The sequence below is a fragment of the Bacillus sp. FSL R5-0397 genome (assembly GCF_038593395.1).
GTDB lineage: Bacteria > Bacillota > Bacilli > Bacillales > Bacillaceae > Bacillus > Bacillus altitudinis.
Map to the genome: position 1 here is coordinate 2,362,612 of NZ_CP151992.1, position 16,851 is coordinate 2,379,462.

The 16,851-nt window shown below is 42.7% G+C and carries 18 protein-coding genes and 1 other annotated feature; of the genes, 4 read left to right on the forward strand and 14 right to left on the reverse strand.

Translation table 11 applies throughout. The features are described from left to right. Nucleotides 1-61: 61 nt before the first annotated feature. The 8 genes from NSQ70_RS12125 to NSQ70_RS12160 all read right to left on the reverse strand — a co-directional run bounded on the left by NSQ70_RS12125 (nt 62) and on the right by NSQ70_RS12160 (nt 8,426). Nucleotides 62-1,150, reverse strand: a complete 1,089-nt coding sequence (locus NSQ70_RS12125; RefSeq protein ID WP_342502181.1) for an acetyl-CoA C-acyltransferase — start codon at nt 1,148-1,150, stop codon at nt 62-64. Then, nucleotides 1,138-2,595: an acyl-CoA synthetase gene (locus NSQ70_RS12130; RefSeq protein ID WP_342502182.1), complete on the reverse strand. Its 1,458-nt coding sequence runs from the start codon at nt 2,593-2,595 to the stop codon at nt 1,138-1,140. Before NSQ70_RS12130 ends, NSQ70_RS12125 begins: the two co-directional genes overlap by 13 nt. Beyond that, nucleotides 2,595-3,161 (reverse strand): biotin transporter BioY, encoded by a 567-nt coding sequence (locus NSQ70_RS12135; protein ID WP_342502183.1) that lies wholly within the window; start codon nt 3,159-3,161, stop codon nt 2,595-2,597. The genes NSQ70_RS12130 and NSQ70_RS12135 overlap by 1 nt, the downstream gene beginning before the upstream one ends. A 156-nt stretch (nt 3,162-3,317) precedes the next feature. Beyond that, nucleotides 3,318-3,602, reverse strand: coding sequence for a DUF1292 domain-containing protein (locus NSQ70_RS12140; protein WP_017358102.1), 285 nt, complete (start codon nt 3,600-3,602; stop codon nt 3,318-3,320). 15 nt (nt 3,603-3,617) lie between these two features. Further along, on the reverse strand, nt 3,618-4,034 hold the full coding sequence (ruvX, locus tag NSQ70_RS12145) for a Holliday junction resolvase RuvX (RefSeq protein ID WP_024718369.1): 417 nt from the start codon (nt 4,032-4,034) through the stop codon (nt 3,618-3,620). A gap of 3 nt (nt 4,035-4,037) precedes the next feature. Further along, on the reverse strand, nt 4,038-4,304 hold the full coding sequence (locus NSQ70_RS12150) for an IreB family regulatory phosphoprotein (protein WP_024718370.1): 267 nt from the start codon (nt 4,302-4,304) through the stop codon (nt 4,038-4,040). A gap of 89 nt (nt 4,305-4,393) precedes the next feature. Next, nucleotides 4,394-7,030, reverse strand: a complete 2,637-nt coding sequence (gene alaS, locus NSQ70_RS12155) for an alanine--tRNA ligase (RefSeq protein WP_342502184.1) — start codon at nt 7,028-7,030, stop codon at nt 4,394-4,396. 80 nt (nt 7,031-7,110) lie between these two features. After that, nucleotides 7,111-7,318: a binding site (T-box leader), on the reverse strand. A gap of 43 nt (nt 7,319-7,361) precedes the next feature. Next, a complete protein-coding gene (locus tag NSQ70_RS12160; protein WP_058336594.1) occupies nt 7,362-8,426 on the reverse strand; it encodes an AI-2E family transporter in 1,065 nt (354 codons plus the stop codon). A 224-nt stretch (nt 8,427-8,650) separates the two neighbouring features. Here NSQ70_RS12160 and NSQ70_RS12165 point away from each other — a divergent pair, with 224 nt between their 5' ends. From NSQ70_RS12165 to NSQ70_RS12180, 4 genes are all read left to right on the forward strand, one after another. Then, nucleotides 8,651-9,379 carry an amino acid ABC transporter ATP-binding protein gene (locus NSQ70_RS12165; RefSeq protein ID WP_007501456.1) on the forward strand — a complete coding sequence of 243 codons (729 nt, stop codon included), beginning with the start codon at nt 8,651-8,653 and terminating at the stop codon, nt 9,377-9,379. A gap of 14 nt (nt 9,380-9,393) precedes the next feature. Continuing rightward, nucleotides 9,394-10,203: a transporter substrate-binding domain-containing protein gene (locus NSQ70_RS12170; RefSeq protein ID WP_008342689.1), complete on the forward strand. Its 810-nt coding sequence runs from the start codon at nt 9,394-9,396 to the stop codon at nt 10,201-10,203. Nucleotides 10,204-10,283: 80 nt separating this feature from the next. After that, nucleotides 10,284-10,937 (forward strand): amino acid ABC transporter permease, encoded by a 654-nt coding sequence (locus tag NSQ70_RS12175; RefSeq protein ID WP_007501460.1) that lies wholly within the window; start codon nt 10,284-10,286, stop codon nt 10,935-10,937. A 15-nt stretch (nt 10,938-10,952) separates the two neighbouring features. Continuing rightward, nucleotides 10,953-11,603, forward strand: coding sequence for an amino acid ABC transporter permease (locus tag NSQ70_RS12180; protein ID WP_008342693.1), 651 nt, complete (start codon nt 10,953-10,955; stop codon nt 11,601-11,603). A gap of 38 nt (nt 11,604-11,641) precedes the next feature. On the opposite strand, the gene NSQ70_RS12185 is transcribed toward NSQ70_RS12180, so the two are convergent. The 6 genes from NSQ70_RS12185 to mnmA all read right to left on the reverse strand — a co-directional run bounded on the left by NSQ70_RS12185 (nt 11,642) and on the right by mnmA (nt 16,785). Next, entirely contained in the window at nt 11,642-11,773 is a 132-nt protein-coding gene (locus tag NSQ70_RS12185) for a YrzQ family protein (protein ID WP_008342695.1), read from the reverse strand. 20 nt (nt 11,774-11,793) lie between these two features. Then, the gene (locus tag NSQ70_RS12190) at nt 11,794-11,985 is read right to left on the reverse strand and encodes a hypothetical protein (RefSeq protein WP_003216308.1); all 192 of its coding nucleotides are present in this window, start codon (nt 11,983-11,985) and stop codon (nt 11,794-11,796) included. A 13-nt stretch (nt 11,986-11,998) separates the two neighbouring features. Continuing rightward, the gene (locus NSQ70_RS12195; RefSeq protein ID WP_039167084.1) at nt 11,999-12,457 is read right to left on the reverse strand and encodes a PRC-barrel domain-containing protein; all 459 of its coding nucleotides are present in this window, start codon (nt 12,455-12,457) and stop codon (nt 11,999-12,001) included. Nucleotides 12,458-12,547: 90 nt separating this feature from the next. Further along, a complete protein-coding gene (locus NSQ70_RS12200; RefSeq protein ID WP_024718374.1) occupies nt 12,548-14,932 on the reverse strand; it encodes an ATP-dependent RecD-like DNA helicase in 2,385 nt (794 codons plus the stop codon). Between the two features lie 19 nt (nt 14,933-14,951). Then, complete coding sequence (locus NSQ70_RS12205) at nt 14,952-15,605, reverse strand: tetratricopeptide repeat protein (RefSeq protein WP_008342707.1); 654 nt, start codon at nt 15,603-15,605, stop codon at nt 14,952-14,954. A 61-nt stretch (nt 15,606-15,666) separates the two neighbouring features. Continuing rightward, the gene (mnmA, locus tag NSQ70_RS12210) at nt 15,667-16,785 is read right to left on the reverse strand and encodes a tRNA 2-thiouridine(34) synthase MnmA (protein WP_041506814.1); all 1,119 of its coding nucleotides are present in this window, start codon (nt 16,783-16,785) and stop codon (nt 15,667-15,669) included. Between the last annotated feature and the right edge of the window lie 66 nt (nt 16,786-16,851).

The following is a 16,851-nucleotide window of genomic DNA, read 5'->3' on the forward strand; positions in this document are numbered from 1 at the left end:
TCACATCTAGCTTTTATAGTACATGATTCGACGGAGTTCGGCAATTACTTGCTCATGCATGTCATGACAGAACTTGCCATAGTGTGGCTAAACCGACACCGCCTCCACTGCCAATTGCAGCCATGACATAACTTCCATTCGGTAAGGCGCGGGCTTCGTAAAACAGTCTCACCATCATAGCAGCTCCCGAGGCGCTATATGGATGCCCAAGACAATGCGCACCGCCTCTTTTATTGATACGGTCATAAGGAATACCTAGTGTCCGGGCAATGAGCACTACTTTGAGCGCAAACGCTTCATTGATTTCAAAAAGTGCAACATCTTCTATCTTCACTTGTTCTTTATGTAAAAGTTTCTTGATTGCATCAATTGGTGAAGCAGCAGGATAATGCGGGTCCATAGCGGTCACGGCACTCCCGATATACCGCAGCATAGGGCTGAAGCCTTTTGCCTCCGCTTCCGCTCTTTCCATCACAACGACGGCAGCTGCACCATCTGCTTCTTTACAGCTATTGGTCACAGTCACAGTACCTTTGCCTGGTAAAAAGACAGGTTTTGCCCGCTTTATCAAGCTTGCAATCGGTCTTATTTTAGCTGCCGCTTCATCTGTACTCATCCCGCCAATCGGAACAATTTCTTCTGAATACGTTCCTTGCTTGAATGCGGTTATACTTCGTTCCCAGCTTAAAAGTGCATAGTCATCTTGCTCTTGTCTCGCAACTGAAAATCTCGACGCCGTCAGCTCTGCCGCTTCCCCCATATGAGGGTCCCCTATCCACTCTGGAGAAAAGCGGGCCCTTTCTTTCATTGGTGACCGAGAAATGCTTTCCGTTCCACCAGCGATATACATTGATCCCTCCCCCGACTGAATCATGATACACGCCGTTCTAATGGCTTCAAGACCGGAAGCACACTGCCTATCAATGGTCATACCCGGAATATGTAATGAAAGCCCTGCTTCTAACGAGGACAGACGGGCAATGTTGCCACCACCCCCGACGACATTGCCTAAAATGATGTCATCTGGCTTGGTCACGTTTGAAAAATGCTGGATCAAGGGCGCAGCTAGATGCTCTGGCCGGTAATCCTTCAACATTCCATTTTTCTCACCGAAGGGCGTCCGCTTCGCTTGTACGATCACGGCTTGCATGATAATTGTTCCTCCGCCCACTTTTTCATACTGGCACGAGCGATTTTCCCTCCTGATGTTTCGATCATTTTGTCCGTGACGAGCCATTTTTTTGGTACTTTGTATGCCGCTAATGTTTCTTTTACAGCTTGCCGAATGAGTTTTGTTTGCTGTACATTCTCAATAATGGCAACAGGGATTTCGCCCCAATATGGATCAGGAAGTCCAATCACGATTGACCGATTCACCTCTGGCTGTTCATTCAGCACACGCTCAATTTCCTCTGGAAAAATATTCAGTCCCCCATAGACAATCATGCCATTCTCGCGGCCGCTCATATACAAGTAACCATCTTCGTCGAGCCACCCCATGTCATATACGGTCAGCCACTCTTCGGGCGGCTTTTCATCTTGTAAATAGCCTGAAAAAGACATTGGGCTTTTCACATAAATTCTCCCTATTTCATTTGGCTGGCAAACGGTTTGATCTGCCCTCCTGACTTCAACCTGAATAGAAGGAAAAGGCTTTCCGACAGAAGTAGGCTTTTGCAAAAAGTCATCTGAAGATAAATAGGAGACAAAACTCAATTCTGATGTTCCATAAAAATCAAAAAATGTGATGTGGGGATTGCGATTGACGAGCTGTTTTTTTGAAGAGTTTCCCCAATCTGCACCAGACGACAGGACAAGAAGCGGATTCTTTCCGAAAGCATCCATTTGCAGTAACGATTCTGTCATGGTCGGAACCGTATAAATAGCCGTGATGTCTCCTTTCTCTAAGGTTTTCTTTGCTTTCTCTGGCACAAATTTTTCTAACAATGTCACAGTGCCACCGAAATAAAGTGTGCTGATCGCACCGTATAAAAAATGAGAGGATAAAAGTGTGCCCAAAATCAGCACATGATCTTTATGTGTGATCCCAAAGATGGAAGCTGTCATGCGAAAGCTCTCAATCCATGACTGCTGGCGTCTTATAAAGGCTTTGGGTGATCCCGTTGATCCTGAAGTAAATCCCATATAAAAAGCAGGATCTTCCTCCGGTTCACTTTTGTTCGATTGAACGTTTATGCTGATGCTGATTCTTTCTTTCCATTCAGATAAAGAGAGCACTGGCATATCCAGCTTGTACTTTTCAACCCTTTTGATATATCGATCTTCCACAATGACAAGGTCCGCTTCGCTTAATAAGAGCCTTTCCGCGCATTCCTTGTCACTCCACCGCGGATCAAGAGGCACCGCTGTCCATCCTGCAGAAGCTGCGCCAGCAAATAGTTGGAGAAACGGAACACCATTTGATACTAAAAAAGCGACTCTTTTTTGCTGATGAGGCGTTTCTTTTAACCATTGTGCAGATGACTTCACACGCTCATGCCATTCTTCATAAGTGATCTGCTCTTTTTCATCTATGATCGCCATCTGATCTGGCTTCACTTTTGCATGAGCTACATAGCTTTCCGTTATTCTCATCAAACTGCTCGCCTCCCTCTATGTAAGTCCCTTTTTCGATATGACATCGCTTGAATGAATTTCACCGTGAAGACGGCACATATCCCTGCTTTGATCAGATCACCCGGTAAATAAATGACGCTGAACAGAGCTGCTTGCGTGATCTTTATATGCATCATCATGGCTTGAAAGGGAATTCCGCCTATATATAATATCCCGATACTGCATACCGCATAGATTAAAAATAGGCGTAAGGCCGTCACTTTCTTCAGCCGGTTCAGCCACAGGCTGATCATAAAGGCAGCCACTGGATAAGCAAGTAAAAAACCACCGCTTGGCCCAAAAAAGACCCCTATTCCGCCTCTCCCTCCAGATAAAAGAGGTGCGCCTGCTGCCACTATTAGAAGAAACAGAAGTAAACTAATCAGCGCTTGCTTTGGTTTTAACAGCCCTCCAGCAAGCAAAAGACCTGCGGTTTGTAAGGTGATTGGTACAGGTGTAAACGCAAGAAAAATAGGCGGAATCAATCCTAACATCCCAATAACTGCTGTCATGAATGCCATTTGCATCATATCGTGAATTTTCAATTTTCATACCCCTCACTCGATGTTTTTGATAAAAATAGCGTAAAAGGTCGAGTAATATATGTCAACTAAATTTCGATAATAGTTTACATATAGAATGTAAAAAAAGACCTGTGAAGAAAGATCACAGAGATCATGTTCACAGGCCTTTTATTCGTTCTATTCTTCTTCGTCTTCTTGATCTAAGAACGTATTTAACGTTTCTTCAATCATGTCCCACTCTTCATCCGTTTCAATTGGCTCTAATTCGCCATCTTCACCGTCTTCGTTTGGTGTGAAGCTTGATGCATGAATTTCAATTTCTTCGTTATCTTGTTCAGAAATTGGGTAGTAAAGAACATATGATTTGTTAAAATGGTCGCTTTCAAAAGTAAATAGTACTTCGCAAAGCTGCTCATTTCCATTATCATCAACGATTGTAATTTGCTTTTCTCCGTGTTCCATTTGATTCACCTCATTTTAATTTAAGCTGTCTAAGTATCCTTGAAGGATCATAACAGCCGCCATTTTATCAATGACTTTTTTACGCTTTTGTCTGCTCACATCTGCAGAGATGAGCATTTTTTCTGCTGCCATCGTTGACAGACGCTCGTCCCAAAGCACAACAGGAACATTGTACGTGTTTTCTAACACTTTCGCAAATGATTGGCTGGCCTCGCCTCTTGGACCGACCGTACCGTTCATATTTTTTGGAAAACCAAGTACAATTTTATCCGTTCCATATTGCGTGACGATCTCAGACAGGCGGCTGAGACCAAAGTCTCCGCCTGCTTCATCAATTTTAATGGTTTCAATCCCTTGAGCTGTCCATCCCATTTCATCACTGATTGCCACACCAAGGGTTTTCGTGCCTAAATCTAAGCCTAAAATTCTCATGTTTTACGCCTCTTTATGTGTCTCTAAGTACGATTTAACCAATTCCTCAATTAATTCGTCTCGTTCTAGTTTACGAATTAGGTTGCGTGCATCCTGATGTCTTGGAATATAAGCAGGGTCGCCTGACAGCAAGTATCCGACAATTTGATTGATCGGGTTGTATCCTTTTTCTTGGAGTGCGTCATAAACTGTTATGAGCACTTCATTCACATTGGTTTCAGCTGAATCATCAGAGAAGTTAAACTTCATTGTCTTATCAAATGAACTCACTGCTTCTTGCACCTCTCTTCCAACATTCTACTAGCAAGCTTTTTTCTAACCGCTCATCTAATACCATTATTCTACACTACATTGACTGATTATAAAACGGATTTGACAGATTCTTCGACAGTTGCCAGTGCTTCTTCAAGCTTTTCTGGCTGTTTACCGCCTGCTTGTGCCATATCTGGGCGTCCGCCTCCGCCTCCGCCGCAAATTTCAGCTGCCTGCTTCACAAGTTTTCCTGCATGAAGACCTTTTTCAATGACGTCTTTCGTCACACCGGCTGAAATGTTGACTTTTCCATTTTGAACGGCACCAAGTACGATGACAGCTGAACCTAATTTCGCTTTTAAGTCATCAACCATCGTTCTTAAATGGTTCATATCTTTGGCGTTTACTTTTTCAGTTAACACGTTCACTCCGCCAACTTCGATGACTTTTTCTAAAATAGAGCCAGCTTCTGCTTGACTTAATTTCGCAAGAAGTGATTCATTTTCTCTTTGAACTTCTTTTAAATCAGCCTGCAAGGAAGCAATGCGTTTTGGTACATCTTTTGTATTTGATTTCAGTTCATTAGCTGCCTTTTCTAAAATCGCAAGCTGATCATTTAATTCTTCATAAGCACCTTTACCTGTTACAGCCTCAATACGGCGTGTTCCAGCACCAATACCCGATTCAGATGCAATTTTAAACAATCCGATCTCCGCAGTGTTTTGAACGTGACAGCCTCCGCATAACTCGATGCTGTAATCACCCACTTGCACCACACGGACAATATCGCCATACTTCTCGCCAAACAGCGCCATTGCGCCCATTTCTTTTGCTTCAGCAATTGGTTTCAGGTCAATGGCAACCGAAATGCCTTCCCAAATCTTTTCGTTGACGATTTTTTCAATTTGTGACAATTCTTCTTTTGTTACTTGTCCAAAGTGAGAAAAGTCAAAGCGAAGTCTGTTTTCATTCACAAGTGAACCCGCTTGGTTAACGTGGCTGCCCAATACATCTTTTAGCGCTTGGTGCAAAAGATGTGTCGCTGTGTGATTTTTCACAATGCCTTTTCGAAGTGCTGATTCGACTTCTGCAGTGACTTCAATGTCTTTTTGAACTGTACCACTTACGACGACTCCTTCGTGGACATGCTGGCCGTTTGGCGCCTTTTTCACATCTTTGATATCAATAATCGCTTTGGCACTTTTTAACGTTCCTTTATCCGCCACTTGTCCGCCGCTTTCCGCATAGAAAGGTGTTTCATCTAATAAAATTTGCACCGTTTCCCCTTCGTGAGCTTCTGTGACAATTTCACCGTTTTGAAGCAATTCGATAATACGAGCATCTGCAGTTAAATTTTCATAGCCCACAAACGTACTTTCTGCTTTAATATCGCCTAAAGCCCCGCCTTGAACCTGCATACTGCCTACATCTTGTCTGGCATTTCTTGCACGTTCACGCTGCTTCTCCATTTCTAGCTGGAAGCCTTCACGATCAACTGTCATGTTCTCATCTTCTGCATATTCTTCTGTAAGTTCGACCGGGAATCCATATGTGTCATAAAGCTTAAATACATCTTGACCGGAAATTTGTGAGCTGCCATTGTCTCGTTCTTTTTTGATCACTTCTGATAAAATGGCTAACCCTTCATTCAGTGTCTCATGGAAACGCTCTTCTTCATTTTTGATCACTTTTGCAATAAATTCTTCTTTTGCTTGAACATCTGGATAGAAATCCTTCATGATCTCCGCAACAACTGGAACTAGGTCATACATAAATGGACGGTGGATATGGATCGTTTTTGCATAACGCACAGCACGGCGCAGCAAACGTCTTAACACATAACCTCGGCCTTCATTAGAAGGAAGTGCTCCGTCACTGACGGCAAAGGCAACAGTACGAATATGGTCAGCAATGACTTTAAATGCTGTGTCTTTTTCTTTTGACTCCCCATAGCTTTCTCCAGAAATCGTTTCTACTGCACGAATAATCGGCATGAACAGGTCTGTATCAAAGTTCGTCGGTACGTTTTGAATAACAGAGACCATACGCTCAAGACCCATTCCTGTATCAATGTTTTTCTTCGGAAGCGGTGTGTATGTACCATCTGGATTATGGTTAAATTCAGAAAAAACAAGATTCCATACTTCTAGATAACGTTCATTTTCTCCGCCTGGATATAATTCAGGGTCGTTCATGTCGTTGCCATATGCTTCGCCGCGATCATAGAAAATTTCTGTATTCGGACCACTTGGCCCCTCGCCAATATCCCAGAAGTTGCCCTCTAGACGAATAATTCGTTCTTCAGGGACACCAATTTTATCTCTCCAAAGAACATACGCTTCTTCATCCTCTGGATGTACCGTTACAGATAACAGATTCGGATCAAAGCCAATCCACTCGTCACTTGTGAGGAATTCCCAAGCCCATTCGATTGCCTCTTCTTTGAAATAGTCTCCAATAGAGAAGTTGCCCAGCATTTCAAAAAACGTATGATGGCGTGCTGTTTTCCCTACATTTTCAATGTCATTTGTACGAATTGATTTTTGTGCGTTGCAAATACGCGGATTCTCAGGCACGACGCGGCCATCGAAGTATTTCTTTAATGTTGCCACCCCGCTGTTAATCCATAAAAGTGTTGGATCGTCATGCGGTACGAGGGACGCACTCGGTTCGACAGCATGTCCTTTTTCTTTAAAAAAATCTAAAAACATTTGACGTACTTGAGCTGAAGTTAAAGTTTTCATCATAAATCCTCCCTTTTTTATTCCTCAATCTTCACACAAACGAAAAAACATCCCGCCCTATGCAAGCAAAAAACTACTTACACAGGGACGAGATGCTCTCGCGGTACCACCCTGATTATAGACATATGCGTCTATCACCTTCACATCCGATAACGCCGGAAGAGAGCGGCAGTGTTTATCTGCACTCGGGACTAGCTTCCGTTAAAGGTCTGATAAGGCTTTTCTCAGCAAACAAAGCCTCTCTCTGCAACAGCTTTTTAACGTACTCGGGTCCGTCATTGAATTCAATATGTATGAATCGAAATTATTATAGACAACTCGGCTCGTCTTGTCAATGAACGCTTCGTCTCATGTGAATATATTGCACAATGATGACCCTCATAATGGCTGCGGACGGCACGGCTAAAATCATTCCAATCAAGCCAAACAGCTCACCTCCAGCGAGTAACACCAGCATGATTACGACAGGATGCATATGCAGGCTTCTCCCGACAATGATCGGACTCAGTACATTGCTTTCTAAAAATTGAAGCACAGCTACTGTAATTAGCACAATGATCACTGACTTCACTGAGATGGTAAAAGCGATAAAGACAGCTGGAATCGCTCCAATAATCGGGCCAAAATACGGAATGACATTCGTTGCACCGATTAACATACCTAGTACAAGCGGATATGGAATATGAAACAGCCAAAGGACAATGGCAGCAGCTCCCCCAATTAAAGAACAGACAAGCAATTGCCCTCTAATATAATCCCCAAGTGAGTCATCCACTGCTTTCACAAAGGCATGTCCCCTTTTTCGGAAGCTTGGCGGGGTTAAATACCATGCTGCCCGCTTCATCGTGTTCATATCTTTCACCATATAAAAGACAAGAAAAGGAATAAGTGCAGCAACTAAGGCGTAATCAAGCAGTACTTTACAGCTAAGAATCATCCGCTCTGCCCCATTTGCGGCATACGTCTCAGATTGGACAATAAAACGATCCAGTCGTTCATGTAGTCCATCAGGCCAGTGGCTTGTATGACGATGAACATGCGATAAAGCACCATTATACGTTTCGGCAAGCATGGGAATTTGCTCCGACAATTCATTTAACTGAGCGATTAAAACCGGTGCCCCTTTATACACAGCCAAACCAATGCCGCCAAAAAACAGCACATATATCAATAAGAGACTGACCGTCCTTGGCAAACCTCGCTTATGTAGTCTTTCAACAATGGGATAAAGAAGATAAGAAATAAAAATAGCGATAAGAAGCGGGATCAAAACCGCTTTGAGCAATAAAAAAATAGGCATCCATAACTCGTCGAGCTGAACCAAAATGAGTAAAGACGCAAGGACAAGCAGTACACCTGCAGCATACATTAGAAACTCGATCGGACGTTTCTTCACCTTTTTCACCTCTCTTCTTATTGTTTAACCAACTTCTGCAATTATCCATGTAAATAAAATTTGTCCTAACTTTGTTAAAAATGAATACACATGAAACATACGGCTCCATCCAAAGTCACTGTTTGCTGTAAAATCTCGTTAGAAAATATTCCATTATTTTCTTATTTCCGCCTCATTTATGCTAGAATCCACTTTAGCTCAATCATTAGAAGAGGAGGTTCTTCATGATCACATTCGAAGAAGTCAACAAGCATTACGGCCAGTTCCATGTACTTAAGGACATTAACCTACATATTCAAAAAGGTGAGGTTGTTGTGATCATCGGTCCTTCAGGGTCTGGAAAAAGCACGATGCTCAGATGTATCAATCGTCTTGAAAGCATTGATGAAGGAAAAGTCCTTGTCAATCAAGTGTCTGTTCAGCATCCGAAAACCAACATCAATCTCATCAGGCAAAATATCGGGATGGTGTTTCAGCACTTCCATCTTTATCCGCATAAGACGGTGCTAGAAAACATTATGCTTGCGCCGATGAAGGTTAAAAAAGTGAGCAAAGAAGAAGCAAAGGAAACAGCTGAATTTTATTTAAATAAAGTTGGCATTCCTGAAAAAGCAGACACCTACCCTTCTAGACTCTCAGGAGGACAGCAACAGCGTGTGGCAATCGCAAGGGGACTTGCAATGAAACCTGAGGTCATGCTTTTCGATGAACCAACATCAGCTCTTGATCCAGAGATGATCGGTGAGGTGCTAGATGTGATGAAACAGCTGGCAAGGGAAGGAATGACAATGGTCGTTGTCACGCACGAGATGGGGTTTGCCCGTGAAGTCGCGGACCGTATTGTGTTTATTGATGAAGGAAGAATTCTTGAAGAATCTACACCAGCTGCCTTTTATGAAAAACCGCGCGAGAAACGCGCTCAGCTCTTTTTAAGCCGTATTTTAAATCACTAGGGGGAATGAATTTGATGAAAAAAATGAAACGTTTTGGCCTATTACTGTTGATGACTTGCTGTATGATCGCTCTCGCTGCTTGCGGATCTGCCGAGAAAGGCTCAACCGATGCAAAACAAGGTAGCTCATTAGAAGCCATTAAGAAAGACAAAAAAATCGTTTTCGGTGTGAAAAACGATACTCGTTTATTCGGTCTAAAAAATCCTAGTAGCGGGGATATTGAAGGGTTTGATATTGATATCGCAAAAGCGATCACTAAAGAAATGCTCGGTGATGAAGGAAAAGCAGAATTTAAAGAAGTAACATCTAAAACAAGGATTCCTTTACTGCAAAAAGGAGATATTCATGCCATTGTTGCCACAATGACGATTACAGAAGAGCGTAAAAAAGAGGTCAATTTCTCAGATGTTTACTTTGAAGCAGGACAATCACTGCTTGTGAAAAAAGGCAGCGACATTCAATCGATTGATGATCTTAAAAAAGGTACGAAGGTGCTTGCAGTGAAAGGGTCCACTTCTTCTCAAAACATTCGCGAAAAAGCACCAGAAGCATCCGTTTTAGAATTTGAAAATTACCAAGAAGCCTTTACAGCCTTAAAATCAAATCAAGGGCAAGTTCTGACAACTGATAATGCAATTTTATTTGGCATGGCAGACGAAGATTCAAATTATGAAGTCGTTGGCGGAACATTTACCGATGAGCCTTATGGTATCGCTGTGAAAAAAGGCGATGAAGAATTGACAGAAGCCATTAATAAAGCGTTAAAGGCCTTAAAAGATAATGGAGAGTATGACAAAATTCATAAAAAATGGATCAAAGAATAATCAATTGACTCGATCAATCTCAACACCCTCAGGAGAGCCGCTTGCCGGCTCCTCTGTTGATTAGGAAGGAAGTGAACTGATTGCTGCGGTTTTCCATTTTAACTGAGAACTTCCATCTTTATTTAGAAGGGTTTAAATATACGATTGGTGCAAGTGTCATTGCGTTGATTGGAAGCTTTTTCATCGGTACACTCATTGCCATTATGAGAATTGCGCCACTAAGACCGCTCAACTGGTTAGGGACGGCTTACGTGGAATTTATTCGCAATATTCCGTTATTATTGATCACCTTTGTGTTCTTTTTTGGTTTACCGGTACTTGGCATTGTGGCAGATGGCTTTACAGCAGGAACTATTGCCCTCTCCATTTATACGTCTGCTTTTATCGCTGAAGCCATTCGTGCAGGTATACAAGCTGTACCACTTGGCCAAATGGAAGCAGCTAGAGCTTCTGGTCTGTCATATGGCGGAACGATGCGATATATTATTCTGCCGCAGGCAATCAAAATTGTCATTCCACCACTTGGGAATCAATTTATCAACCTTGTGAAAAACTCGTCTATTTTAGGTGTCATTGCAGGGTTTGATCTGATGTACCAAGGAGACCTTATCGCTTCGAGAACGTTTGTGACATTTGATGTATACATCTTTGTTGCCATGTTCTATCTTCTATTGACCATTCCGCTTAGTCTAGGCGTTGGTTATTTAGAAAAAAGATTAGCCCGAAGCCACTAGAAAGGAGGAAACACAATGGATTTTATAGGTGCCTACCAGCCCGATCATCTCGCCTTTTTACTTGAAGGATTTGCTGTCACCTTAAAAGTGGCTTTTATCTCCATCATTTTAAGCTTTATCATCGGATTAGTCGTTGGCACATTGAGGTTCGCACAAATCCCTATTTTATCAAAGGTGCTTGCGGTCATTGTGGAAACCGTTCGGAATCTGCCGCTTTTGCTGATCATCTTTTTTACGTATTTCGCCCTGCCTGAAATCGGCATTAAGCTGAGCATTACAGCCTCTGCCATTGCGGCTTTAACCGTGTTTGAATCTGCCATGCTGTCAGAAATTATTCGCAGTGGATTAAAATCAATTGATAAAGGACAAATCGAAGCGGCCAGATCCTCTGGTTTAACCTATATTCAAACGTTAAAAATGATTATCATGCCACAGGCGTTACGCCGAATGGTCCCGCCGATTGTCAGTCAATTTATTTCTCTTTTAAAAGATACATCGCTTGCCGTTGTGATTGCCCTTCCAGAGTTATTGCATCACGCGCAGATTTTAAATGGTCAAAGCCAATCTTATTTACTTCCTATTTTCCTCTTGGCCGCCATGATGTATTTTGTTGTGAACTTCAGCTTGTCTATACTTGCACGGAGATTAGAGTACAGGCAGGCATAAAAAAAGGACATCCGCTCATAGTGGATGTCCCTTTTTGTTTAAAGCATTCGCATAACTCGTTTTCTCATCTTTTTCATATCCCGCTTAGATGGCATATCATATCGACTTGCAAAGTGATATGCGAGTGCACCTGCACCAAGCGTTAATAGTGAAGAAGTCATTTTGCCCATTCGAAATTCCCCCTTAACACTTATAGTTGAATTGAACGTTCATCGTCACTAAACAGGTCGTCTAAACTGCTTAGTGTACCGTCTTCCTCCACTTGGTGAGTAGATATTTTGCCTTTTGACAGTGTCAATTCAATAAAACAGCCCCAGCAATAATATTGATTGACCCCAATTTTTCCGATGTCTTTACATTTGCAATTTGGGCAAATGAGCATACTCAGCACCTCTTTACGTTCGGTTTAGAACAAGTGCTTCCTTTTGAACATCCATCAAGGTTCCGGCAGCATGCAGCTGCTTTCGAATCCCTGATAGCTCTGTAAAGAAGCCGTCCGAGAGTTCATATGCTACGATTGTGCCCGAATTTGTACAAAAGTATACATCTTCCAAAACACCTAATGTTTCACCATCTGGCGTATGGATCATTTTCTTTTTTAATTTCGAAAAGAAGAAGGATGGAGCGGAGGTATCTATCTCGATGCCCTTCTGGCAGCTCACATATAGACCTTTGTCTGTCAGTTTGTCGCCAGCTGAGAATGGAATGAAAGCACAGTCTTTCTTTTTCCCATCTAAAACATATCCCCCGCAGCTGCCGCCGGCTAAAAAGCAAATATCTTTGATCGCCCCAAGTGAATGAGACAGCTCGTCTGTATAGATCGTCAGTCCTTCAAGCTCTCGACATGTTCTCAAAATGTGATCAACCACCTTTTCGGAACAGTCTTATCGTGTGCGTTTCCTCTATGACTCATACGAAGAAATGGCTTCCATGAAGGAAGCCATTTACTCTTGCATAAAATCAAACGGGGTGATTCCCTCCATGCCAATATTGGCATCGTGTACGCTAAAAGGAAGTTCTTTTTGGAGGGCTGCTAGCTCAGCGTCCATGATTTCTTCCGTTTCAGTAAGACGCATGGTTAAAGACGTTTGTCTGAGGGAGTCTTCATTATTTTTCACGCCCCACTCTAATGCTGATTCCTCGCCGCACAAAATTAAAAACTTTTTACTTCGTGTAATGGCCGTGTAAAGCAAATTTCTTCGAAGCATTCGATAATAACTTCTCACGACTGGCAGCACCACGATTGGGAATTCACTGCCCTGAGATTTATGAATCGAGCAACAATAAGCGTGTGTAAATTGATGAAAATCTTTTTTCGTAAACGTGATTTCGTTTCCATCAAAGGAGATGACCGCCATATCTTCTTTTTCCGTGTTTTCTTTCGCATAAAAGATCGAGACAATTTCGCCAATATCTCCATTAAAAATGTTATTCTCCGGCTGATTGACAAGCTGAAGTACCTTATCACCTGTCCGGTAGACGACATCACCAAATGGAATCTCTCTTCCTTTTGGCTTTTTAGGATTCAAAATTTGCTGGAGCATTTTATTCAGTTCATTAATGCCTGCTTTTCCTTTATACATCGGGGCAAGCACTTGAATGTCCTTTGCTGAATAACCCTTTTGCGCAGCATTGCTGACCACTTTCTCGATGACTTCTTTCATTTGGTCACTAGAGCATTGAATAAAGGATCGATCCTTCGAGCGTGCAGTAATATCCTTTGGCAAAACACCATTTTTCATATCATGCGCAAGCTCAACAATTGTTGAACCGTCTGCCTGCCGGTAAATATCAGTTAGTGTCACTGCCGGTATAGCTTGTGACGCAAGCAGGTCTCTTAACACTTGACCAGGTCCGACAGATGGAAGTTGATGTTCGTCTCCAACCATAATGACTTGAATATGATCTGGGATCGCCTTAAACAAATGGTTCGCCAGCCAAATATCCAGCATACTCGATTCATCAATGATGACAAGCTTCCCTTCAATCGGCTGGTCTTCATCATGTGAGAAGCCTTCTGATCCATTCCAGCCTAGCAACCGGTGAATGGTCACAGCAGGAAGTCCAGTGGATTCTGTCATTCGTTTCGCAGCACGTCCAGTTGGTGCGGCAAGCACGAACGGAAATGCTTCATCTTTTTTATAATCACCCGGGTCAAGAGATACGCCGTGAAGATCGCTGTAAAGCTCGACAATCCCTTTAATGACCGTCGTTTTCCCTGTACCCGGTCCGCCTGTTAAAAGCAGCATTGGAGACATGAGTGCCTTTTGAATGGCTTCTTTTTGGGTTGGTGCATACTGGACACCAAGCCGTTCCTCCAGTTCACCGAGTGCAAGCAGAAATTCTGATTCAGGAAATTGATCTGCATATTCCGTTTGAGCGACAATTTTTTGAATGCGTTTTGCCACACTTTGCTCCGCATAAAAGAGCGACGGATGATAACAGCGCTCATCTTCAATAATCATGTCTTTCCCTTCACCAAGTGCAATGATCTGATTGGCAACGTCCATTTCAGTCACTTTGTAGTCATTGCCTGTTTGATTCAGTAGTTTACGGGTCTCGACGATCAGATCTTTCGTTTGTATGTACGTATGACCGTCCTGCAGGCTTGCTGTCTCAACGGTATACAAAAGGGCTGCACGAATGCGGTCTGGATCATTTCCAGATATCCCTGTTCTAGCGCCGAGTTCATCTGCTTTAATAAAGCCAATCCCCTCGACGTCTTTGACGAGCTGATAAGGGTTTTCTTCAATTTTCTGCAAGGTTTCACTCTCGTATACTTGGTAAATCTTCATGCTAAGCTGAGGACCAAAACCATATTGATTCAGGCTAATCATGATTTGCTCAAGCCCTTGATGCTCTTGAAGTGCGGCAGCCAGCTTATCTGCCTTCTTTTTTGACAGGCGAGGGACGTCATACAACACAGACGGATCACGCATAATTTGATGAAGCGTCTGATTGCCAAGCTTGCCGACGATTTCTTCCGCCGTCTTTTTTCCAATCCCTTCAAACAAGTCACTAGAGAGATAATGAATGATGCCTTGCTTTGTTGTAGGGACTTCCTTTTGAAAATGAGTGGCTTGAAACTGCTCGCCAAACTTCGGATGACTTGTGACCTTGCCATAGAAGGTGTAGGTTTCATCCTCATGAAGTGCTGGGAAGTACCCTGTGACAGATGCTGTCTTTTCCTCTAAATTCTCTGATGTTTCAATGACTTTTACTTTTAACACCGAGTATAAATTACTTTCGTTATGGAAAATAACGGCTTGAACCGTCCCTTTTAAAAACGGTTCATCTTCAAGCTTCATTTGATCTGGATGTTCCTGCACAGGTCTTCCCTCCTTCCGGTTATTCTGCCTCTTGAATCAGCTTTTGCGCATGCAATGCAAGCATATGATCAGGCTGCACGTCAATGGCTTTTCCTAGCATTTCAAGCGCTTCGTCCTTTTTCTCTAAATACGCATACGCAACGCCTGCATTATAAAAGGCGTCTGCATGCTGCGGATCTCGCGTAATCACTTCAGTAAAGACTGCGACCGCTTCCTCCAGCAGATGTTCATTCGCTAAGCACATGCCAAATTGAAATCTTGCTTCGTTGTCTTCTTCGTTTAGCTCAACTGCACGCTGAAGATAAGGCATCGCAAGCTTTGGCTGCTCTAATTTCATCAGTGTCTGCCCTAACATATAAAACAAATCACTGTTTTCCATTCCAGCTTGTAGCGCTTGCTCAAAATAGTCTTTCGCTTTCATAAAGTCTTCTTTCATCGTGTAAACATTTCCTGCTCCGTAATAGGCTGCAGCTGCTGTATGATCAAGTTCAATGGCTTTTTGAAAGAAGTTCAAAGCACGTTCAAATTCATGAACACTTGAAAGTAAATTCGCAAAGTTGATATATGGAACCGGGTCCTTTGGGCTTTCTTCAATGGCTTTCGTAAAAGCTTCAGCTGCCTGTTCGATGTTCCCTTGATTTAAAGCTTCAATACCGATTTCGTTATGATTCATTCGCTCTCTTCATCCTTTCATTAAAAAACCTCAACAGCGACGTTGAGGTTTTTAACACATGTTACACATACGACAGCTTTTGGCCATCTTTAAAGACATCGTCAATGGTCCCGCCGCCAAGACATTCTTCGCCATCATAAAAAACAACAGCTTGTCCTGGAGTGACAGCACGAACGGGTTCATCAAAGATCACCATTGCTTCCTGCTCACCTGTCATTTTGACTTTTACATGATGGTCTTCTTGACGGTATCGGAATTTCGCTGTGCATGTGAGTTCACCGTTTTCGCCGACAATATGAGGACGAGTCCAGCTGATGTTAACAGCTGAAATACTTTCAGAGTATAAAAGCGGATTGTGGAAGCCTTGTTCAACAAATAAGATATTTTTCTCTAAGTCCTTCCCAACAACGAACCACGGATCACCGCTTCCGCCAATGCCAAGTCCTTGGCGTTGACCGATCGTGTAATACATGAGTCCATCATGTTCACCTTTTACTTCTCCGTCCATTGTCTGCATCACACCGGGCTGTGCAGGCAAATATTGGCTAAGGAACGTTTTAAAGTTTCTTTCCCCAATAAAGCAGATGCCCGTAGAATCTTTTTTCGTTGCTGTTGCGAGCTCTGCTTCTTTTGCTAATTCACGCACTCTTTTTTTCTCTAAATCGCCGATTGGGAACAATACTTTTTCAAGCTGTTCTTGAGTCAGCTGATTCAAGAAATAAGTTTGGTCTTTGTTTGTATCAAGACCTCTTAGCATTTTCACTTCATCGCCGGTTCTGTCGACACGGGCATAGTGCCCTGTTGCCAAATAATCCGCTCCAAGCGACAATGCATGCTCAAGAAATGCTTTGAACTTAATTTCTTTATTACACATGACATCTGGATTCGGCGTTCTGCCTGCTTTATATTCATCAAGAAAATATTGAAACACTTTGTCCCAATACTGTTTCTCGAAATTCACTGCATAATATGGGATTCCAATCTGGTTACAAACACGAATGACATCCTCATAGTCCTCCGTTGCTGTACATACACCATTTTCATCTGTGTCATCCCAGTTTTTCATAAATATGCCGATCACATCATAGCCTTGCTCCTTTAGCATGAGCGCAGCAACTGATGAATCGACGCCTCCGGACATACCGACCACAACTCTTGTGTCTTCAGGTCTTTTTGTCATCTTCATCAACTCCAATTTCAATGAAACAACGTGCGCGTTTCGTTCTTCAGGTGCCTAGCTGTTTCA